This window comes from Frankia sp. CpI1-P (assembly GCF_001421075.1).
Lineage (GTDB): Bacteria > Actinomycetota > Actinomycetes > Frankiales > Frankiaceae > Frankia > Frankia torreyi.
The window spans coordinates 19,973-40,626 of the sequence record NZ_LJJX01000022.1 but is presented as its reverse complement, the minus strand read 5'-3'; the positions used below and the strand labels follow the sequence as shown (position 1 = coordinate 40,626).

At 67.9% G+C, this 20,654-nt stretch carries 12 protein-coding genes and 11 pseudogenes; 13 read left to right on the top strand and 10 right to left on the bottom strand.

The window, feature by feature from the left end; genetic code table 11:
* Positions 1–4: 4 nt before the first annotated feature.
* On the bottom strand, positions 5–576 hold a 572-nt coding region (locus FF86_RS49850), incomplete at its 3' end, for a GAF domain-containing protein (protein ID WP_313954346.1).
* An 848-nt stretch (positions 577–1,424) separates the two neighbouring features.
* On the opposite strand from FF86_RS49850, the pseudogene FF86_RS49845 reads away from it, so the two are divergent.
* The 5 pseudogenes from FF86_RS49845 to FF86_RS49825 all read left to right on the top strand — a co-directional run.
* Positions 1,425–2,266: pseudogene (locus FF86_RS49845) on the top strand (alpha-amylase family glycosyl hydrolase); the annotation flags it as partial.
* Position 2,267: 1 nt separating this feature from the next.
* A pseudogene (locus FF86_RS49840) lies at positions 2,268–3,180 on the top strand (alpha-amylase family glycosyl hydrolase); the annotation flags it as partial.
* A 24-nt stretch (positions 3,181–3,204) separates the two neighbouring features.
* A pseudogene (locus tag FF86_RS49835) lies at positions 3,205–3,340 on the top strand (globin); the annotation flags it as partial.
* 1 nt (position 3,341) lies between these two features.
* Positions 3,342–3,385: pseudogene (locus tag FF86_RS49830) on the top strand (globin); the annotation flags it as partial.
* Position 3,386: 1 nt separating this feature from the next.
* A pseudogene (locus tag FF86_RS49825) lies at positions 3,387–3,620 on the top strand (globin); the annotation flags it as partial.
* Positions 3,621–3,749: 129 nt separating this feature from the next.
* Here the strand turns inward: FF86_RS49825 and FF86_RS49820 are convergent.
* The 3 genes and pseudogenes from FF86_RS49820 to FF86_RS49810 form a co-directional block, all read right to left on the bottom strand.
* Positions 3,750–4,065, bottom strand: a pseudogene (locus FF86_RS49820) (energy-dependent translational throttle protein EttA); the annotation flags it as partial.
* Between the two features lies 1 nt (position 4,066).
* Positions 4,067–4,286, bottom strand: a pseudogene (locus tag FF86_RS49815) (energy-dependent translational throttle protein EttA); the annotation flags it as partial.
* Between the two features lies 1 nt (position 4,287).
* Positions 4,288–5,432, bottom strand: a 1,145-nt coding sequence (locus FF86_RS49810; protein ID WP_242418857.1) for an ATP-binding cassette domain-containing protein, incomplete at its 3' end; no start/stop codon positions are given.
* Positions 5,433–5,627: 195 nt separating this feature from the next.
* Between FF86_RS49810 and FF86_RS49805 the strand changes: the two are divergent.
* Together FF86_RS49805 and FF86_RS49800 are read left to right on the top strand one after the other, a co-directional pair.
* Positions 5,628–6,156 (top strand): annotated as a pseudogene (locus FF86_RS49805) (DUF1254 domain-containing protein); the annotation flags it as partial.
* 353 nt (positions 6,157–6,509) lie between these two features.
* Positions 6,510–6,962, top strand: a complete 453-nt coding sequence (locus tag FF86_RS49800) for a DUF1214 domain-containing protein (protein ID WP_313954345.1) — start codon at positions 6,510–6,512, stop codon at positions 6,960–6,962.
* Here the strand turns inward: FF86_RS49800 and FF86_RS16030 are convergent.
* A complete protein-coding gene (locus FF86_RS16030; protein WP_206778957.1) occupies positions 6,896–9,247 on the bottom strand; it encodes a hypothetical protein in 2,352 nt (783 codons plus the stop codon). The genes FF86_RS49800 and FF86_RS16030 overlap by 67 nt on opposite strands.
* Before the next feature lie 423 nt (positions 9,248–9,670).
* Positions 9,671–9,837: single-stranded DNA-binding protein (locus FF86_RS49795; protein ID WP_396229908.1), on the bottom strand; the 167-nt coding region annotated here is incomplete at its 3' end.
* 48 nt (positions 9,838–9,885) lie between these two features.
* Here FF86_RS49795 and FF86_RS16020 point away from each other — a divergent pair.
* The 5 genes and pseudogenes from FF86_RS16020 to FF86_RS16010 all read left to right on the top strand — a co-directional run bounded on the left by FF86_RS16020 (position 9,886) and on the right by FF86_RS16010 (position 16,236).
* Positions 9,886–11,355 carry a recombinase family protein gene (locus tag FF86_RS16020; RefSeq protein ID WP_199865291.1) on the top strand — a complete coding sequence of 490 codons (1,470 nt, stop codon included), beginning with the start codon at positions 9,886–9,888 and terminating at the stop codon, positions 11,353–11,355.
* An 868-nt stretch (positions 11,356–12,223) separates the two neighbouring features.
* A complete protein-coding gene (locus tag FF86_RS33360) occupies positions 12,224–12,520 on the top strand; it encodes a hypothetical protein (RefSeq protein ID WP_128423232.1) in 297 nt (98 codons plus the stop codon).
* Positions 12,521–13,095: 575 nt separating this feature from the next.
* Positions 13,096–13,675, top strand: a pseudogene (locus tag FF86_RS66625) (DNA-primase RepB domain-containing protein); the annotation flags it as partial.
* 470 nt (positions 13,676–14,145) lie between these two features.
* Positions 14,146–14,699: pseudogene (locus FF86_RS66620) on the top strand (DUF3987 domain-containing protein); the annotation flags it as partial.
* A gap of 1,054 nt (positions 14,700–15,753) precedes the next feature.
* Positions 15,754–16,236 (top strand): hypothetical protein, encoded by a 483-nt coding sequence (locus FF86_RS16010; RefSeq protein WP_044882873.1) that lies wholly within the window; start codon positions 15,754–15,756, stop codon positions 16,234–16,236.
* Positions 16,237–16,305: 69 nt separating this feature from the next.
* On the opposite strand, the gene FF86_RS35975 is transcribed toward FF86_RS16010, so the two are convergent.
* Together FF86_RS35975 and FF86_RS66615 are read right to left on the bottom strand one after the other, a co-directional pair.
* Positions 16,306–16,491 (bottom strand): hypothetical protein (locus FF86_RS35975; protein ID WP_206778956.1); only part of this gene is annotated, 186 nt, incomplete at its 3' end.
* A 454-nt stretch (positions 16,492–16,945) separates the two neighbouring features.
* Positions 16,946–17,189, bottom strand: a pseudogene (locus FF86_RS66615) (PadR family transcriptional regulator); the annotation flags it as partial.
* Between the two features lie 238 nt (positions 17,190–17,427).
* Here FF86_RS66615 and FF86_RS34260 point away from each other — a divergent pair.
* Positions 17,428–17,712, top strand: a complete 285-nt coding sequence (locus FF86_RS34260; protein WP_157866953.1) for a hypothetical protein — start codon at positions 17,428–17,430, stop codon at positions 17,710–17,712.
* Positions 17,713–19,522: 1,810 nt separating this feature from the next.
* Here FF86_RS34260 and FF86_RS33355 read toward each other — a convergent pair.
* Together FF86_RS33355 and FF86_RS32060 are read right to left on the bottom strand one after the other, a co-directional pair.
* A complete protein-coding gene (locus FF86_RS33355; RefSeq protein WP_082121553.1) occupies positions 19,523–20,146 on the bottom strand; it encodes an endonuclease VII domain-containing protein in 624 nt (207 codons plus the stop codon).
* A gap of 118 nt (positions 20,147–20,264) precedes the next feature.
* Positions 20,265–20,654: pentapeptide repeat-containing protein (locus FF86_RS32060; protein WP_199865743.1), on the bottom strand; the 390-nt coding region annotated here is incomplete at its 5' end.

Below are 20,654 nucleotides of genomic sequence, written 5' to 3'. Positions count from 1 at the left end.
CGCNTAGGCCCGCAGCGCCGCGCGAAGCTGGCCCATCACCGCGGCGGCCCGCAGCCCGCGGCCCATCACGTCGCCGATGGCTACTCCCACCCTGCCACCGGACAGCGGGATCACGTCGTAGAGGTCGCCGCCGACCTCGGTGCCCGCCGTCCCCGGCCGGTACTCCATGGCGATCTCGACGCCCTCGAGAGCGGGCGGATGGGCCGGCAGCAGCGAGCGCTGCAGGGTCAACGCGGACTCCTGGGCCTCCTTGAAGCGCAGGGCGTTCTCCAACGCGAGGGCGCCGCGGCGGGCCAGGTCCTCCAGCAGAGTGACCTCGGCGTTGGTGTAGAAGCCCTCGCGGCGGCCGACGGTGATGGCGCCGAGGATCCGCCCGTGCACCGACAGCGGCACGTTCGCCGTCGGGCCGCCCTGGATGCGGCGGAACTGCTGGTAGGCGAGCTCGTGCGGGAACGACAGCGTGGCTCGCAGGCTGTCGAAGTCGGGCAGGCAGTAGGTCTGCCCGTTGCGCAGCACGACGCCGGGCGGGAAGTCGTCGGCGAGCGTGGGCGGGCGGGTGGCGACGATCGCCCGCATGATCTTGTCGACCTTCGGGTCGATGAAGACGGTGGCGCCCAGCCGCACGTCGTCGCCGTCGCGCACCCAGACCATCGCGCCGGTGCCGAAGCGGGGCACCGCCAGCCCGGCCAACAGGTCGGGGACGTGCTCAGGATCGAGGGTGCCACCGAGGACGAGCCCGGCGTCGGCCAGGAACGACGCCGGCGAGCCGTCCGGGCCGCCCCGGCCGTCGCCGCCCGGGCCGCCCCACAGCACGCGGGCGATCCCCCGGGCACCGCGCAGCCCCGCTGACGCCGAGCGGCGCACCTGCTGCGACATCCGGGCTGCCGCCTGCGAACTCAGGGCGATCCCGGCGTCCGCCGCGGCAGCGATAGCGGACATGCCGGACGAAGCCCCGGTGGCGGGTTCGGGCGTCGGGGCTGGATCCCCCCGCCCCCGATCGAATCCGACTACCGGGACCGAGCCGTAACGGCCAGTCACCTGGTCCACCCGCGGAAGTCTAGTTCGGTAACCGGATATCGCGCATCGCGAGAACGTCGACCCGAGCCGGGAGCGGTACCCCATCGCCATCCCTTCGCNCACTCGAGCCGGGTTTGCCGCCACCGAGCCGTCGCCGGAGGAGCATGTGTCGCACCAGCGNGGCCGTCCGACCGCCCGCGTCCGGAAGGCCGCGACGGTGGGGCAGCCCGGGGCATCGAGTCCCGGCGGGGCGGTAGGTCCGGACGGGACAGACCGGGCGGGGCCGAGGTGCTAGGTACGCCGCCGGAGGCCGGGACGGCCGGCAGATCTGTCAACGTCCCGACGTCGGCGACGGCGCCCTGGTGGGTATCGGTCACTGCGGGACCAGGGGCCTTAGAAAGGATCACATGGGGATACATCATTCCAGCACTGACTATTCCACGATTGGATCGAGTTCTGGTAACAGGGGGGAAACCCCCCGTTCGTCTCCGGCCCGCGTTGGCAACCGGGATGCCGGATGGTGGCGGCGGGCCGTGTTGTACGAGGTGTATCTGCGCAGCTTCGCCGACTCCGACGGCGACGGCGTCGGCGACCTCACCGGTCTGCGCCAGCACCTGCCGGCCCTCGCCGAGCTGGGCGTGGACGCCCTGTGGATCACACCCTTCTACCCGTCCCCGATGGCCGACCACGGCTACGACGTCGCCGACCACCGCGAGGTCGACCCGCTGTTCGGCAGCCTCGCCGACGTCGATGCGCTGCTCACCGACGCCGCCGACGCCGGTCTCGCCGTCCTCGTCGATCTGGTTCCGAACCATTCCAGCTCGGCGCACCCGGCCTTCCAGGCGGCGCTGGCGGCCCCGGCGGGCGGACCCGAGCGGGAGCTGTACATCTTCCGGGACGGGCGGGGACCGGACGGCGGCGAGCCCCCGAACAACTGGATGTCCGTCTTCGGCGGTCCGGCCTGGACCCGGGTTGCCGACGGCCAGTGGTACCTGCACCTGTTCGACGCCGAGCAACCCGACTGGAACTGGGACCATCCCGCGGTGCGGGCCGATCATGAGGCGACCCTGCGTTTCTGGCTCGACCGGGGCGTCGACGGTTTCCGCATCGACGTCAGCCACGGCCTGGTCAAGGACGGCGAGCTGCGCGACAACCCACCCGGCCGGATGATCGACGACAGCGGGTTTCGGGAGGAGGGCGAACCGCGGGTCTGGGACCAGGACGGCGTGCACGAGATCTACCGGAGCTGNCGGGCGATCACTGACGAGTACACCCGCCGGGACGGCCGGCCCCGGGTGCTGATCGGGGAGACCTGGGTACGCGACCCGGCGCGCCTGGCCCGGTACGTCCGCCCCGACGAGCTGCACCTGACGTTCTCGTTCTCCCTGCTGACCATCCCGTGGTCGGCGCCGGACTGGCGGACGGTGATCGACGCCGAACGCGCGGCGCTCACGGCGGTCGGCGCGCCGGCCACCTGGGTGCTGGCCAACCACGACGTGGTGCGTCCGGTGACCCGCTACGGGGGCGGGGAGGTCGGCACCCGCCGCGCCCGGGCGGCTCTGCTGACCCTGCTCGCGCTGCCCGGCGTCGCCGTGCTCTACCAGGGCGACGAGCTGGCGCTGCCGCAGGCCGACGTGCCGCCGGCGGCGCGCCAGGACCCGGCGTGGACCCGTTCGGGGGGCACGGTGGCGGGCCGGGACGGCGCCCGCGTGCCGCTGCCCTGGTCCGGCGACGCGCCGCCGTACGGATTCACCGCGGACGGCGTCGAGCCGTGGCTGCCGCAGCCGGCCGACTGGGCCGGGTTCGCGATCCTCGCCCAGGCCGAAGATCCGATGTCGACGTGGCTGCTCATCCGCGGGGCGCTCGCGCTGCGCCGGGCCCTGCCGCACCTGCGCGGCGACGAGCTGCACTGGCGCGACGACGCACCCGCGGGCTGTCTTGCCTTCGACCGGACGACCGCGGACCCGACGACCGCCGAACGGGCGACCCCGGGGGCGCCCACCTCGGTGGGGCCGGCACGTATGACGTGCGTGACGACGATGGGACGGGAGGTGACAATCGACCTGAGCGGCCGACTGGTGCTCGCGAGCGGACCTGTGGGTTACGACGGCGCGACGCTGACCCTGCCACCGGACACCACGGCGTGGGTCGCACCCCGTACGGNCTGAGAGNGCATCGGCGGCCCGGATGCAGGCGAATGTGACGCACAATGGAGGCGTGAGCCAGCCCCGCACACCGGCCCAGCCCACGACGACCTTCTTCGATGCGGTCGGCGGAGAGCCGACGTTCCGCAGGCTGGTCGCGCGGTTCTACCAGGGGGTGGNGAACGATCCGGTGTTGCGTCCGCTGTACCCGGAGGAGGATCTGGNGGGGGCGGAGGATCGCCTGCGCCTGTTCCTCATCCAGTACTGGGGCGGCCCGAGCGATTATCAGGAGCTGCGGGGCCACCCGCGGCTGCGGATGCGGCACGTGCCGTTCGCGATCGGCCCGGTACAGCGCGACGCCTGGCTCGTCGTGATGCGCGCGGCGGTCGACTCCCTGAACCTGCCGCCCGATCAGTACAAGACGCTCTGGGACTACCTGCAGATGGCGGCGAACTCGCTNCAGAACCGCGCCGACTGAGCTCGCCGCCTGAGTTCGCCGCCTGAGTTCGCCGACAAGGCCGTCCGACGACAAGGCCGTCCCGACGCCGCCGCCCGTGCTGGTCTCCCAGCCCGGGCGGCGGCGGAACGTCAGTCGCGCGTGAGCTTGCGGTAGGTGACGCGGTGTGGGCGGGCGGCCTCCTGGCCAAGCCGCTCGATCTTGTTGGCCTCGTAGTCGGCGAAGTTGCCCTCGAACCAGAACCAGCGGGCCGGGTCCTCGTCGGTGCCCTCCCAGGCGAGGATGTGGGTGGCGACCCGGTCGAGAAACCAGCGGTCGTGGGAGACGACCACGGCGCAGCCGGCGAACTCCAGCAGCGCGTCCTCCAGCGACCGCAGGGTCTCCACGTCGAGGTCGTTGGTGGGCTCGTCGAGGAGCAGCACGTTGCCGCCGCGCTTGAGGGTCAGGNCGAGGTTGAGCCGGTTGCGCTCACCGCCGGACAGCACGCCGACGGGCTTCTGCTGGTCCGGGCCCTTGAACCCGAACGACGACACGTACGCCCGGCTGGGGAAGTCGACCTTGCCGACGACGATGTGGTCGAGGCCGTCGGAGACGACCTGCCAGACGTTCTTCTTCGGGTCGAGGCCGGCCCGGGACTGATCGACGTAGGCGATGTCGACGGTGTCACCNATGACAAGGCTGCCCGCGTCGGGAGTCGCCTGCCCGGTGAGCATCGTGAACAGCGTGGTCTTGCCGACCCCGTTGGGGCCGATCACACCGACGATGCCGCCACGCGGCAGGGTGAACGACAGGTCGTCGATGAGCAGACGGCCGTCGAACCCCTTGGCTAGCCCCTTGGCCTCGATGACCTGGTTGCCCAGCCGTGGGCCGGGCGGGATCTGGATGTCCTCGAAGTCGCGCGGGCGAGCCCGGTCCGCCTCGGCGGCCAACTCCTCGTAGCGGGACAGGCGTGACTTGCTCTTGGTCTGGCGGGCCTTCGGGTTGGAGCGGACCCACTCGAGTTCCTGGGCGAGGACCCGGCGCCGCTTGGCGTCCTTCTGGCCCTCGACCTTGAGCCGGGCCGCCTTGGCCTCCAGGTAGGTCGTGTAGTTGCCCTCGTAGGCGTGCGCGCGGCCCCGGTCGAGCTCGAGAATCCAGCCGGCGACGTTGTCGAGGAAGTACCGGTCGTGGGTGACGGCGAGCACGGCGCCGGCGTAGCGGGCCAGGTGCTGCTCGAGCCAGGCGACGCTCTCCGCGTCGAGGTGGTTGGTCGGCTCGTCGAGCAGCAGCAGGTCGGGCGCCTCGAGCAGCAGCTTGCACAGGGCGACCCGGCGCCGCTCACCGCCGGACAGCAGCGACACGTCGGCGTCACCCGGGGGCAGCCGCAGCGCGTCCATCGCCTGATCGAGCTGACTGTCGAGCTCCCAGGCGTTGCCGGCCTCGATCTTGTCGATGAGCTCGGCCTGTTCGGCGAGCAGCGAGTCGAAGTCCGCGTCGGGCGCGGTCATCTTCTCGTTGATCTCCTCGTAGCGGGCGAGCACCCGGCGGATCTCGCGCACCCCGTCCTCGACGTTGCCGCGGACGTCCTTGGTCTCGTCGAGCGCCGGCTCCTGGGCGAGCATGCCCACGGAGTAGCCGGGGCTCAGGATCGCCTCACCGTTACTCGGCTGGTCGAGCCCAGCCATGATCTTGAGCAGGGACGACTTCCCCGCCCCGTTGGGACCGACCACCCCGATCTTCGCTCCGGGCAGGAAAGCCAGGGTCACGTCATCGAGGATGACCTTGTCACCGTGGGCCTTGCGCGCTTTGCGCAACTGGAAGACGTACTGCGCCATGTCGTCAACCCTAGGGCATCGCGGCGACCACCCTCGCGGCGGTGATCGGTGGCGTGACCGTCCACCACCGTTTCGCGGTCTGTTCCCGCCGGCCGCACCGGCCCTCACGGCCTCGGTGGGATACCTCCACCGGATCGCGGGCACGGACGGTACGAGAGCCGTCACCAGACGGCGAGAGGTGGCGGGCGGGCAGGTATGCGGGCGAATGACCACCGGTTCGGGCTGGCGGCCGAGGCGTACGTCTTCGGCTACCCGCTGGTGAGCAACGTCCGGCTGAGCGGGCGGTTCGCGGGCGAGGGGATCGGGCTGCTCGCACCCGCCGGGTTCAACGCCTTCGCCCACATGCGTGATCTTCCGGGCCCACGCTCGCCGTTCGTCAGCGTCAACGCGGACGTGCTGCACTCGGTGGCGCAGGTCGACCTCGCACCGGGCCCGCTGGTCCTGTCCGTCCCGGACTGCGGTGACCGGTACAGCCTGCTGCTGTTCGTCGACGCCTGGCGCAACAACTTCGCCTACGCGGGGCGACGGACCGGCACCGGGCGCGGCGGGTCGTACGTGCTCGTGCCACCCGGCTGGACGGAGCCGACGCCGTCGGACCTGATCCGCATCGAGGTCCCGACCCGACTGCTGACCGTGATCGGCCGTTTCGGCCTCGACGACCCGGCCGACGCCCGCCCGGTCCACCGGCTTCAGGACGAGCTCCGGTTGCATCCCCTGGATCCGGNCGCGCGCCGAGCGGAGGGACCGCCGGAGCATTCGAAGAGCGTCTGCGACGACCTGCGGTTCTGGGAGGAGCTGCGGATCTGGCAGCGGGCCTGCCCCCCGCCGCCGGCCGAGGCCGACTATGCCCGCCGCTTCGCCCCGCTCGGGATCTTCGACGATCCCTCGCCNTACGTCGATCCCGATCCGGNGCTCACCTGGTCGCTGCGCGGCGGGTTGCGCGCCGGCCGCGACGGGCTCGAACGCGTCGCCCACGCCGGGCGGGCACTGAGCAACGGCTGGTCCAGCACCCCGCACGCCCTCGACTTCAACCTCGACCGCCTGGGGCCGGGAACCCGCGACGAGCCGGCCTGGCGGATGACCGACCGCGACCAGGCCCGGCTGGCTCGGGCGATGGCGGCCCGTCAGCCGATCGGCGCGACCCACGGCTACGAGAGCATCGAGGCGACCTGCCTGGTGGACGTTGAGGGCCGCCGCCTGACGGGCGCCCACCGCTACATCTTTGACCTGGCGCCGCCGCCCCCCGCGGCGGAATGGTCGGTGACGATGTACGACGCTCCCGAGTACTACCTGGTGGACAATTCCCTGCACCGGTTCTCCCTGGGCAGTCGAACCCGCGACCTGCGCCGCGGCCCGGACGGCTCGGTCCGTGTCCTCATCCAGAGCGATCCCCCGTCCGACGAGGTCGAGCAGGCCAACTGGCTGCCCGCGGCGACCGGCGACTTCCGTCCCACGCTGCGGATCTACGGCCCTGGCGAGGACGTGCTCGACGGCACGTACGCACCGCCACCGATCCGCCGCGTCGACTGAGTCACCTCGCCCCCTCGCCTGTCCGTGACGTCGCCCCCCCGGGCGGCACCGGCGTCCGCGAGGCTGACCCGCAGCGGCGGCCGGGCACCCGTGCCGACCTCGTCGACCTGCCCCACCGACCCGAGCACCGTGACCGCGGGCCCGCCCCGATCCGGCGCAGCGCGGCCCGCGGCGAGCCGCACGGGGAGGATCTGCTGGTCGACGGCGTGCTCGTGCCCCCGGCGGTCCGTCGCATACAGCGTCACGGCGACGGAGGTGCCGCGGCCGCCGCGGACCACGGTCGCCGTCGGGCGGACGGCCGGCTTACGCGCCGCGCCCGGGCGAGCCGACCCCGTGTCGTCATCGAGGGCGAGATCGTCCACGCCGAGGCCGTCGTCGTCGACGGTGAACGTCAGCGACGTCGCCGCCCGCGGGTCGACCGGGATGGAAAGCCGGTCGCGGCCGGCGGTGAGCACGAGCCGGGCGGACCGGCTCCGAGGCGGCGTGGCGCCGGCCGGGACGGCGACCGTCGCCGCCACCCGGTCCCCGGCGCGGACCGCGAGTCGCTCGACCCGCGCCGTGGACGGCGACCCGGGCGACCGGTCGTACGCCGGGGCGAGGCGCAGCAGGTAGGCAGGCCGGTCGGGATGGTCCGCGACCACGGTGAGGTCGTCGACGCCGCGGGCGACCGCATACAGCACCGGGTCGTCGAGATCCGGGCCGTTGGCCGTCACGGGGGTGGGATGGCCGAGGAACGCCGGGTTCGCCGCGACGAACACCAGCGGGCGATCCGGCAGCCGGCGCAGCATGGCGCGCAGCTCCCGGTCGTTGCCGGTCAACACGAGGTTGTCGCGCACCGCACCGGTGAGGACCACGACCGTGAGGGTGACGACGGCCGCCACGACCGGGACGAGCACGGCGAACCCGAGCCGGCGTCCACGGGCGACCAGGGCAGCCGCGCCCCACGCGCATCCGGTCGCGCCGAGGTGCACGAGCGGGATGAGGACGGCGACCATGTAGAAGGGGCCGAGGTAGCGGATGCCGCCCCACAGCTCGGCGGCGTTCCACGCTCCCCAGAAGCAGACATACCCAATCAGGAACAGCAGTCCGCCGAGGCCCAGCATCGCGGCGGGCGCGGACAGTCGCCGCCGCACTCCGGCGGCGAGCGACGCCGCCGCAAGCACGACGCCGCCGAAGGCCCAGCCGCCGAGCAGCCAGAGATGGTCCCCGACGGAGCTCAGTCCGTCGGTGAGGCCGAAGTCGTGCCGCCCGTCGGCCGGGTAGAGCTTGCGCAGCCCGAAGCCGATCCGATCGTCGGGTTCGAGCAGCGCGAACGGCAGACGCAGCGGGCTCCCGGTCGCCGCCGCGTTGGTGAGCAGCACGATCACCGCCGGCGCGGCCAGGCCGCACACCAGCCAGCGCACCAGCCACCAGCACCGCCCGGCCGAGGTCACCAGCAGCCAGACCGCGAGGGGTGCCAGCAACAGCACGACGTCGTACGGCCGCACCGCCGCGGCGACGCCGAGCGCGACCCCGGCACCCAGCACGGGCGGCGCGCGGTGTAACCGCCGGCCTCGCAGCACCCCGAGCATGGTCGCCTGGAGCAGGACCAGTGCCGGCAGGTAGCTGAGCACCATGGCGCTCTGCAGAAGCACCAGCGGGGAAAGGGCGAGCAGGGTCGCGGCCAGCGCCGCGACCCTGCGGCTGCCCGACAGTTCGACGCCGAGCAGGTAGGTGACGACGACCGCCGCCGCCGCAATGACGGCGAGCGCCGGATCGATGCTGCCGGCGACGAACAGGCTGGCCGCGAAGACCGCGGGCACGAAGGGCGTGTACTTCAGGACGTAATGGTCGTCGACGACGGTGCCGAGCCACGGCAGGTAGGACTGCGCGGGATGCGGCGCGGGCGGGAACAGCCTGCCCTCGGCCAGCGTCCGAGCGTGCAACAGGTAGATGCCCTCGTCGTTGTTGACCGACAGCAGGGGAAAGACGGTGTGTCTCAGCACGACGGCAGCGGCGGCGCTCAGCATGGCGAGCACCGCGACGTACCGCGCTGCCGCCGGAGCAGCGGCGAGGCGCCCCCTCAGGCGCCGACCGAGGGCGTCCTCACCCGGCCCCGCGGGACTGCCTGTGGGGGCCCTTCCCCAAACTGCCCGCTGCGCCGGGACGGCCGGCAGCACCGGACCGGAGTCCGGCTCGGCGGGCGCGGGTGCGCGCCGCCTGCTCTCGTGCCGGCTACTCACCCCCGGCACGCTACCCAGCGCCGCCGACGGCGTCGGCGGCAGGTCCACCCCACCTTTACGCATTGCCGTCATCGTTGGCCATGAGATGATCAGTGCTGCTCGGCGGCGGCAGAGAACGCGCGCCAGGGCGAGCCGTCCACGCCCGAGCCGGACGGGAAGGGCGTCGCCCCCGCTCCCCCTCCGCCCAGGGCGTCGGCCCGCGGTGCCGCCGTAGCCAGCGGCGCCGACACCCCCGGCACCAGGCCGGCCGCTGTCGACCCGATCGCGGCGACGCCGATCGGCTGCATGTCCCTCGTCAGGGCGTGCGCCAGCTCCTCCCTTCCGCCGGTGACCGCGACCGACGCGACGTGCTCCGGCTGCGGTGGACCGACCTCGGCCGACTCTCGCAGGTCGACCAGCGGCCCGCCGCCGGGCAGGTTGAGCCCGGTGGCCTCGACCGGTGCGGCTGCGGGCCGCCGGGTAAGCCGCTGGGAGCGCGCCGCGTGNCAGGTCAGCTCCGTGCCGACGGCATCGGCGTCGATCTCGTAGCTGACGCGCCGCTCCCCCTCGCTCGTCTCGAACGAGCGCTGCCGCAGCCGGCCGTAGACCAGCGCCCGGTCCCCGCGCACGAGGCTCGCGGCGACGTTGTCGGCAAGCTGCCGCCAGCAGGACACGCGAAGAAACAGGGTCGCGACGTCGCATCGCTTATGTCATTATTGAGCATGAGCGAGCAAGATGCCCAGGTCATCCGGGTTGGCGTGGCTGCGTACGGGAGGATCAGCCGTGACCCGGGGAATGATCAGAAAGGCGTCACGAGGCAGATCCAGGACGCGCGGAACGAGGTCGCCCGTCATCCGAGCTGGCTCATGGTGGGCGAGTTCGTTGACAACGACCTAAGCGCCACCACGGGCAAGGTGAAGCGGCCCCGGTTCGAGGCCCTTCTAGCAGCCGTGCGCGCGGGTCACATCCAGGTGATCGTCTGCTACATGACTGGTCGCCTGGTGCGGAACCGTCGTGAGCGGTTGGAGACTTACGAGCTGCTCGCGACGCACCGGGTAAAGATCGTTTGCACCGGGGGTACCGACCTCGATCTCTCCACACCCGCAGGTCGACTAGTCGCCAACATCCTGGGCGAGACGGATACCTACGAGGTCGAGCAAGCAGGTACCCGAGTATCCGACTCGCACAAGCAGGCAGCCGAGGAGGGACGCCCCTCGGGCGGTCGACCGTACGGCTACGTTTCCGATCCCCTCGCTCCCAAGCACCACAAGCAACGACTCATGCACCCGGAGGAGTCGGCCGTGGTGTGCGGCATGGTGTACCGCGTCATGCGGGGCGACTCGTACCGCTCGATCGTCCTGGAGCTCAACGAGCGAGGCATCCGCACACAGCACGGGGGGGTGTGGACGACGGCGGCACTCAGGGCTGTCCTGAGGAACCCAGGCATCGCGGGACAGCGACGGTACAAGGGCAAGGTCGTGGGCACCGCGACGTGGGAACCGATCATCGACCCCGGCAAGTGGGCGATCTTGATCACCCTCATGGACGCGAGGTCGAGACCTCACGGGTGGTCGAACCGGCACGTTCACCTGCTCTCCGGGATCATGCTGTGCGGGAGGTGCCTCGCAGATGGCAAGGACATCCCGGTCGTCTGCCGGAACGACTCGAAGATCAAGAAACGCATCTACCTCTGCCCCGGCAAGCTGGGCGGCGGATGTAATCGCCTGAGCAGACACGGCGACCCAGTGGACGCCTACGTCGAAGAGACCGTGGTCCGCATGCTGGGCGAGGCAGGGGTTATCGAAGATCTTTTGATGGCGGATACACCCGACGCCAACGAGGTACTCAAGATCGCCCAGGGCATCGAAGCCTGCAAAGCCCGAGCGGCCCGCATCGGTGAGCAGATGGCAGATGACGACCCGGACGACGAGATCCTTGCCATCGCACGGAAGTCTGCACTCGACAAGATCCGGGGCGAGCTCGACGCGCTGCGGCAGCGCCAGACGGCTATGAGTAACGCCACAGCTGCTGCGGGCCTGCTCGGCGTTGAAGACATCGCCTACCACTGGCAGTACGTCATGACCCTGGCTCAGAAGCGCGCTGTGGTCGCAGCACTCCTGAGGGTCGTCCTACTGCCGGTCGGCAAGGGGCGGACCGCTACGACCGACCACATCCTGATCGAGCGCAGGTAGGNCACCCCCCGGCGGATGTGGGCTGGGTCACTTTGACGATGTCCGGGCCGGACACGTACGTTCATCGCGATCGGGTAACCGATACAACTGATCGGGAGACCGATCGACCNCCACACCTCGGGGCTTATCGAGGGCCGCATCCCCTACGGAGGGCTGCGGATCATCTTTGGCCGACCTCGCGGCATATCGGGGCGCACGTTCCGCCATCGGAACGGGTAGAGATCGCTCACGCCAGGAGCGCTATCAAAACGGGCCGGTACACCGCACGTAGCGGTGGACCATTTGCGCGCCCTGGAGAGCGCTCCCCGTGTCTCTATCCACACCCCCCGATCAGCCGGTCGATATTCGACCTCTCATCGCGTCCCGCATGGTCGCGCCATCCCTCGCGGCTGAAATTGCCGAGGCTGCCGCGCGTCGTGCTCGTGAGCTGGTAGCTGAGAAGCCCATCGCCACTGGCACCGTTGACCTCCTGCGGTCAGTGGTGGGGCCTATCAACGTCCACGGTCGAGCGTCCCAGATCGACCCACGGCGACCAGCGATAACGCCTCGACGTGATGACGTCACCCCATCGCGCGAGGCACCCGCAGCGTAACGAGCGCTTGAGATCGCCGCCGGCGTTCCATAGTCACTCGCACGTCGAATGACATTCGGGGCGTGATTCGGCTCGTCAGCGTCGACCCTGGCACGCCCTAATGCACCGCCCCGCGCGTCGTGAGTGACGTGACGCGCGGGGTTGGAGGGCGGATGAAAGCAATGCCGCAGACCCAACTACATCGACGCCGGAAAATTCGACATCGGCATTTCTGAACAATATATTTGTAATGCGCATTCGCGCACGTCATATCAGTCGCAGAGAAGGAAGATTCTCATGCCCGCAGGAGGACCGAACCTCGTGCCAAAAGCAGTACACGACTTGGAAGCGATGGGCGGAAAGGATCAGTGGTTCGACGTTCCCTCCATCCAGCTTTGGAGGATCAAGAATCGGGGAATGTCGTGCACAGCCAGCCCCCACGGGGTGAAGCGGCAACTTCGTGTCGGCGTTGAGAACGGCTACGCCGAGGAGCACATGGGTAAGTACCGCATCCCCGTGGAGGGTGTGGACGGGGCGACACTGCCCGGCTACGTGCCCTGCCCGGCTAGGGACACTGACGAGGACGAGGCATGACCCCCCTACCGAACCACGTTGAGGATCAGCGTCGGGCAGCCGCAGCGGAGATGCGGGAACGGNTGAACCGGGCTCCGGGCTTCAGAAGCGGGGAGATCACGGAGCCGATCCGTCGGCTTATCAGGTCGATCGAGACAGCGATGCCCACCCGGCCGCTTCGGGGCTGCTCCCATCTTCGAGGCGATGCACCACAGCCGGTCTTCCTGGCTGCCTGGGATCCCACGCTGATCGTCTGCGGTCGCTGCACATGGCGTATCCCCGTCCCGGAAGGGGCTGAGGCGCATACGTGCGATGTCTGCCGGAAGCACCGACCCGGTCAGCTTGTAGCCGGGCTATTCAACGGTGGCGGACCCATGACTGTGGTCATCGGGACGTGCGAATCGTGCCGAGGAGAGCCAGCGAGTCCAAAAGAATGACCTCGCGCCGGGGCAGACACGAGGTCATTCAACTACCAGGTGGAACCAGAGTGAAGGAATCATATCACAATGACGCGACCGACACCGACCTACCTTGACTTTTCTAAGTCTTGGCTTGGTACGCTCGATTCCCGCGCTCAGGCTCGAATCCTCCTCNGGATCTGGAGTAATCATCCGATCGCGGGAGAAGCTTATCTATATATCCCATGGCATGAAAAGGGTGAAGCCGGCACCGGTGCTTCGCCAACTCAAGAGTTCCTACCCTTTCCGCCCACCACGCAGGAGCTAGAATTTCGGCTAAGCAGCCGGACGCGGGATAGGTTCTTTACGCCCAATCTCTTTGGTCGAGCGAGCGCGAGGGACGTTGACGTCCTACCATCCCGCGTCCTTTTTCAAGATCTCGATACAGTCAAGCCCTGGCGTATTTCTGCAAAACTCAAGCCTACGATCGCATGGCAGACGTCCCCGGGCTCATATCAGGCGGTCTGGTTGCTCGAAGGTGATGCCCTTTCGGTCGACGAGCACCGGAGGTGGAACACGCGGCTACAAAAGCACCTCCGGGTTAAAGATGCGCGATCTCCGTGCCATTTCATCCGGGTACCGGGGCGACGGAACCGGAAGGGCAAGTACGGACCGGGCGGCGCCGAGGGGATCTTGCTGTGGGACGACGGTCCGACACACGACCTGACCTCACCGGCCTGGGCTGGGCTCCCTCTACCCACACCCCCCTCTGAGGTCGNCCCCTGGAACCCGTCCGAGGTGGATGCAGACATCGTCTGGGNCCGGCTGAACGGGAAGCTGCCTGCGAACGTCGTGCGGTGGCTCCGGCTGCCCGTGCGCCAGGTAGACGAAGAGGACTTCGAAGGCATCGGGCGCCACAAGGCCCTATGGGCGGCTGAGAAGGAGTTGCTCAAGNCCGGATGCACCAAGGAAGAAGTCTTCGCCGTCGTCTGGGCCTCGGGCCTCGGCATCTCGAAGTTCGGCGGCGGCGACGGCAAGAGCGTACGGCCCGCGGCACTTCAAGATCAGATCGCCGACGCGGTTCGCAGCGTCAACGAGGACCGCGCGATAATCCGAGCCCGGGTGGCTGCGGTGTCCGACGAGCCCACACTCACCGAGGCTGTGCCCTCCGGCGAGTTCTGGGACGCGCGGCCAGTGCTCTCCCACATCCGCGACTTCGCCAGGGCCCGGGTCGTATCGCCGTGGGCGATGTTCGGCGTCGTCCTGGCGCGCGTCGCGACCGCCATTCCCCCAACCATCACTCTCCCCCCGCTCATCGGCAGCAAAGCCAGCCTGAACATGTACATCAACATCGTCGACCCATCCGGGGGCGGAAAGGGCTCGGCGATGTCGTCCGCCCGAGACTGTCTTGATCTTCCAGTCGAGATCAAGACAGTGAACCTGGGCTCTGGTGAAGGCGTCACCCACCAGTACATGGAGCGGACGAACGGCGGGGTCCAGCAGTACGAGTCCGCCGTGATGTTCGTCGTGAGCGAGGTCGACAGCTTGACCGCGCTACAGACCCGCTCCGGGTCGACGATCGTCCCGACGCTGTGCTCCGCCTGGGTGGGGGAGCCCCTCGGCTTCGCCTACGTCGATAAGTCGAAGCGGCTACCGATGGAGGCCCACACCTACCGCCTCACGCTCGTCTGTGGCGTCCAGCCCGAGCGGGCCCGGTCGTTGCTCGACACGGCCGGTAGCGGCCTCGCTCAGCGCTTCCTGTGGCTGCCCGCGACGGACCCCGACGCACTGCCGTTCGACCCNTCCACACCCACCACGATCCCGGCGTTGTCCTGGAGAACGCCGTTCGACCGGGACGACCTGACCCTCACACTCGGCGTGGCCCACCCCATCGAGATCGAGATCCGGCGGACCCACCATGACCGGGTCGCGGGTCGGCGCACCGTCTCCCCGCTCGATGCCCACCGGAACCTGTCCCGCCTCAAGATCGCGGCGATCCTGGGTCTCCTCGACAAGCGCACCGAGGTCGACGAAGAAGACTGGCAGCTCGCCGGCCGGGTCCTCGACATGTCCGACCACACCCGCCAAGGGGTAATCCAAGTGCTGGCGTCCACAGAGACCAGCGTGGCGCAGGNACGAGGCAAAAGCCGCGCGATCGAGCGCGTGGCCGAGTCTAACGAGCTGGCCGCCTTCGAGGCCACGATGGAGTGGATCAAAGCCAAGCTGGCCGACGAAGAGATCACCGACGGTGAAATCAAGAGAAGGCTACCGAGCCGAATGAAGCACCACCGCGAGGCGGCGTTGCAGAAGCTCGCAGGCTTGGGGCAGATCGAACGCAAGCCGGGCAGCCGTAAAGACAGCCTGATCTGGACGCTGACCGAGCCACGGTAAGACGCAAGACGCAAGACGCAACGCGCGACACGCAACGCGCAAGAATGATCAGAATTACAGAATGTGACGAAAAAGCCAAAAGGCATATACGCACAGTAAAAAAGAAAGAATTGATCATTCGTACGTAGGAACATTTCGACGTTGCGTGTCGCGCGCTGTCTTGCGTCTTGCGTCTTGNGACTCGTGTTGCGACTCGCGATTCGGGTTGCGTCTTGAGATCAAAAGGGGGGTNTGGAACGAGGATTCAGATGTTGCGCCCCGTCCGGAGTGTACACCGTGCAAGGGGCAGCCCTTGTGTGCGCGACCCGAAGGACCGATACGGCCACGTGATGGATTGACCAGGCCGAACGTAGAAGAGCTGAACCGGCAACACAGCCGGCGGGTGTGGAGGTAGTAATGGAAGACGACGGCCAGAACCGAAAGAACCTGCGAGGGGTCGGCCGACGTGCCGCAGCACGAGGTGACGTGGACCGGGCGGCCGAGGTTGCCGCCGAGCTCTATAAGCCGGTCGAACAGTGGGACTGGGAGGAGCTGACCCGAGGGAGGCCCAGGACCCGAGACGGCGGCTTCGATGCCATGGTGCCGACCTGGCTCACCCCGGTGGTTCAGCGTGAGGCCGAGCGTCGACTGATTACACTGGGTAAGCAGAAGCTCGCCGGCTACCTGGGCCAGGCGATCGAGACCTTCGCCAAGCTCATGACCAACGAGGAGACCGACGCCCACGGTAAGCCGATCGTCCCGCCCTCGGTGAAGCTGGACGCGGCGAAGTTCATCTTCGAGAACATCGTCGGCAAGGCCACGACCCGGGTCGAGGTAGATGCCACCGAGGGCGCCTTCGGGCTTCTCGCCGGCGCCATGGTGATGTCTGACGGGACCGACGCTCACCCGGTCGTGATACAGGAGGCTGACCCGGACCCCGAAGACCCTGCGGGAAGCGGGTCAGGCTGATGCCGACGAGTGTCCTCGTGCCTGGCGTCGAGCACGACGACGGGGCGGCGAGGGGTCGGGTGGAGCCTNCGCGGAGTGCCCCGTGACAGTGGTCATGATCGCGGCCACCTGATCGCTTTCGGCCTTGTCCAGGGCCTTGCCTGCGAGGCGGTATAGCCCGTGGAGCCTATATATGTAGGCAACGGGTCCGGAGAGACCGAGGAGCAGGTACGCCCACCAGGGGGCGCCCCCCGCGAGCGCGAGGGCGGTACTCACGGAGAATCCGCCTTACCGCCACGGCCTCGGTGAGCACGCATCTCGGAACGCAAGCCTAGGACGAAGCCGAGCATGAAGATCGGGGCACCGACACTGCCGCAGAGGACACCGAGGCCGAAACTGAGGCCGGGGTGGAAGACCCAGAGAAGGACGGTTAGGCCGATGAGTCCGAGAATGGCGTCGCCGGCGAGGATGGCGAGGACGGCGCGACTTTGGCTGGCGGCAACGAGGATAATGAAGACCCGGCCCGAAGGGATGCCGCGGTGCTGATCGGCGGCAAAGAGCAGGACGCGAAGTGCACGGCGAGAAGCTGAGCGGATGTCGGGGTCGTGGAGNATCGCCGGGAGTTCGGCCGTCCACTCTCGGTAGCGCTCATCGCGAGCGTCCTCGGGTAGACGCCGGCAGGCAAGGCGGATCATCCGCTCGGCTAGGCCCAGGATCAGGGAGCCGGGGGTCACTGGGCGCTACCCGTGGCGGGGCGGCCCGTGGTGCGTCGAGTTCCCGGGGCGGTGGAGTGGTCGAGGGACGCTTGGGCGAGTTCGAGCCGGGCGACGCGGACGCCCTCGCCGGTGAGCCGGTAGTACTTGCGGGGTGGTCGACCGCCGGCGTCCGGACGAGCCTGCTCCCACGCGGAGGTGACCAGGCCCTCGTCTTGCAGTCGGGCGAGCATCGGGTACAGCGTCCCGCTGGCGACCTTGNCCGCCTTCATCAGGTCGTAGCCGTAGCGGTCGGCTTGNGGGTCCTCCAGGAACACCCGCAGCACCCGCTCCAGGACATTGGTCAACTTCACGTAGCCCAGACTACATATGTCGCCTACATATGTCGAGCAATCCGGCTAGGTCCTCGGAGCTGGAGGCCGGGAGCGCTCCGTGTCGCCCCTCGGGGGTGTGGGAACTACTCCAGTCGGCCGCGGATGACCTCAAGGTCCGGGGCACGGTGACGCTTGAGCCGGCCGCGGGCGTCAGCAACAAGGTCCGCCGGACGCAGGATGACCAGCCGAAGACCCTGGGCTGGTACGAGCTCCTCGCGGCGGCGGTCATAGATGGCCCGCTGCTTGCCGCGATGGACACCGCTCACCGTCAACCTGTCGGGCTTGTCGAAGTGGGGAGTCGGCCGGTCGTGCTGGATCTCGCGGTACTCGACCACGAGGCCGTGGTCCGGCCAGTAGGCATCGACCGGCAGACGGACTCTCCGGCCCGACTTGCCTGGGTCGCCGAGTAGCCAGGCGAAGCGGTGCTGACGCTGGCCGGCCTCTCCGATCACTTCGCCGCAGAGGTCGAGGACGTACGCTTCATCGCTGTCGGACCTCGACCTGCGAGGAGCCTTCCGTGGGCGAGCATCGCCGGTTGGTGACATGGCGCGAGCATTCACCACGGGTCCGACGATTCCGGGCGTCGGGAAGTGGTCCTGTCTGCGGGTGTGGGGTAGATCTCACCGTCCCGCCACTCTCACGCGACCCGTCGGCCGCACTGCTCGTCCGGGGAGCCCCTTCGCCGGTCACGTCGAACGTGCACGACGTCGCACGTGTCGAGTCGAGGGGCAGCGTTAGAGCACTCTAGCGGCGCCGTAGGGCGCTTGTCATATCGCAGACGATGAATCAGATGCAGCGCGTTGCGGGAACGTCAGGGACGCGCTCAGCGCTTCTCGTTCCGGGCCAGGCTCGCCCACTATTCGTGAGGTGTGGGAATCGTTACGGAGTGTTACGATAAAGCCATCGCGACAAAGTCGCGTTCGGACTTTACCTTTGCGCCCACAGAGTGCGCGCGACCCTACAGAGCGAGGGCTCATGAGTATCGAGCTGCCCCTTACCGATCCCACACACCCACATTGGTCAACCCCTATTGGCTGGGTGGGTGTGGGAAAGGCCCGTCGCCCGGTCTTCCCCATCGGAGGCGGAGCACCCGAGGACGTCGACCACAATGCCGTCAATTCCGACGACGACGAGGACGACCGTCCCGCGACCAGGGCTGAACTTGAGCTGATGAGGTCTCGGATGCGTGCCGCGGATAAGCGGGCTGGATCAGCCGAACGGGCGCTAAAGAACCTACAGGACGAGGTCGAGTCCCGGAAACAGCAGCTCGCCGACGAGTTGGCCGACCGGGGAACAAAGCTCGCCGATCTGAACGCCAGAATTCGAGCGGGAGCGTTCCGCCTGGCGATCTTCGAGACCGGCGGCTACGAGTGGCACGATACGGAAGACGTGCTCGGCGCTATCGGGTCTGCGGGGGGTGTGGAGTTCGACCCCGAGACCGGCACCGTTACCGGCGTGAAAGAAGCCCTAGCTGACCTGGCGAAGCGGAAACCTCACTGGGTTAAGAGCCAGGGGACGACGCACTACGTTAAGCCGGGTGTGGAGGACGAGGACGACACCGACCCGGAGAAGNCGCTGACCGAGGCTGAGCTACACAAGCGGTATCCGAATCTCAGGGGTTACGTCGAAGATCCCCGTCACATGGGGAAGATGCCCAAGCGTCCGGTTTACGAGGTGAAGCCGTGGGTGGAGCCCAGCCCGGTCAACCTGACCGCCGAAGAGCGGGCCAAGCTCATGCAGAGGTACCAGGGGCTATGGAAGACCCCGTCTCCCAGGTGACCCCAGGCTGTGCCGGACACGCACCTTAGTCGACACACGCGGGGCGTTGTCCACTCACCGAGGGACGNCGCTGGACACCTCTGATTCACGCCTGACGTGCACACGACGCGCGACGCATAGCGACAACCCCAATAGGAGGATCCCATGGAACGACCGAAGCCCGATATCAGCCCTGGACCGCAGGTTAGCAACAAGNGGGAGATGGAACCGTCCGAGTATGGTGGTCGAGGCGGACTGACTCAACGGTCCACCGATGGGCACTACCTCACCGCATCGGAACAGGCGCTTCTTATCCGCCGCGAGGGCCTAGCGGAGGCTCCCTTTGACCCTGACGCGCCCTGGGCTCGGGGCTCCCACGATGCATAGAGCCAACTTTAAATCTGGGCTTTAACGCACGATAACGTTTGATTACACTGCGTCAGAAAGCCACCTCTCGGCATTTTAATCGGCGATTTCGACGATTCCCCGCGTGCGATGGCGGAGCACATAGGCCGTTACTCCTCGCCGGAATTCCGCGTCTTCGAAGAACCCCAAGCCTTGGTTGCACCGCCGGCAGAGCAGCTCCCGAACCATTCCCGTCTTGTGGCAATGGTCCACGTGTGGCTCATGGGTGCTGTTCTTGAACGGGCGCAAGCAGATGGTGCACCGTCCCGAGGAACCGAGGAGTAGCCGGTCCCACTCCTCAAGTGTAATTCCGTAGTGACTCATAAGATTCTTCGCCAGGTGAACCCGAGGGTCTGCGGCCTTCTTTGCCTGGTAGACCTGCCTCGCTCTCCGACGCCTGGCGCTATACTCTTTCGGTTCGAACTGGAACACCACCGCATCAGAGTAACCGCGCGTTCGGACGGCGAGGCTCTTTCGGAACGCACGAACCCTCAGCATGTCGCGGAGAGTCTCCACGTCGACACCAAAGTCCTCGCCCCTCTTTGCCAGCCACACACCCCGGTCACACCACTCGGTCCAAGGGTACTTATCGGTAGGCGGCAGTTCCCGACCGGTCGCCACCAACGCTTCTGAGGTGAAGTGCCGGGTGTACGAGAATGAGCAGTCGAGTCGCCGGGACATTTCTAGCCCCTCTCCTTGTTAATGGGCTGGCGTGATAATTCACGCTATGAGCCAGAAGAGGGGAAGCTCAAAGGTCAAGATCTTCAGTCGGGAGCCCGATTTCTTCTTAATAGGTGCACTAAAAGGGAAAGTTTGGCTGATAAGGCGGCCAGAATCCCGGACGCGTGACATGCTTGGGTAGCTGAGTCTTGTAGTCGCCCGAGGCGGCACTAATTTGATCATCGTCCAGATCGATCGCTTTCGAAAGGTTTGCGCCAGCAAATCTGGTGGCAGTAAGATCCGTATTGTGCAGTTGGGTGTGGGTGAGATCTGCGCCGCTCAGATCGGCATGGCTAAAATTCAATCTACACAGATTGGCGCCGAAGATATAGGAGTTGCGGAGGTCTGCTCGACTGACCCCTGGTTGATCTGGAAACTGACCGAGAGCAGTGAGGGCAGCCTGCACGTCAACGCCAATTTCCATTTCTGTATGACCGATTTTGTGTTGACTTCGAATCGTCTCGGTTTG

Excerpts from the sequence above, each read along its gene's own strand:
- FF86_RS49800 (WP_313954345.1), top strand. The coding sequence starts at position 6,510 with ATGACCGACCGCGACCAGGCCCGGCTGGCTCGGGCGATGGCGGCCCGT.
- FF86_RS16030 (WP_206778957.1), bottom strand. The coding sequence starts at position 9,247 with ATGCGTAAAGGTGGGGTGGACCTGCCGCCGACGCCGTCGGCGGCGCTG.
- FF86_RS16020 (WP_199865291.1), top strand. The coding sequence starts at position 9,886 with ATGAGCGAGCAAGATGCCCAGGTCATCCGGGTTGGCGTGGCTGCGTAC.
- FF86_RS33360 (WP_128423232.1), top strand. The coding sequence starts at position 12,224 with ATGCCCGCAGGAGGACCGAACCTCGTGCCAAAAGCAGTACACGACTTG.
- FF86_RS33355 (WP_082121553.1), bottom strand. The coding sequence starts at position 20,146 with ATGTCCCGGCGACTCGACTGCTCATTCTCGTACACCCGGCACTTCACC.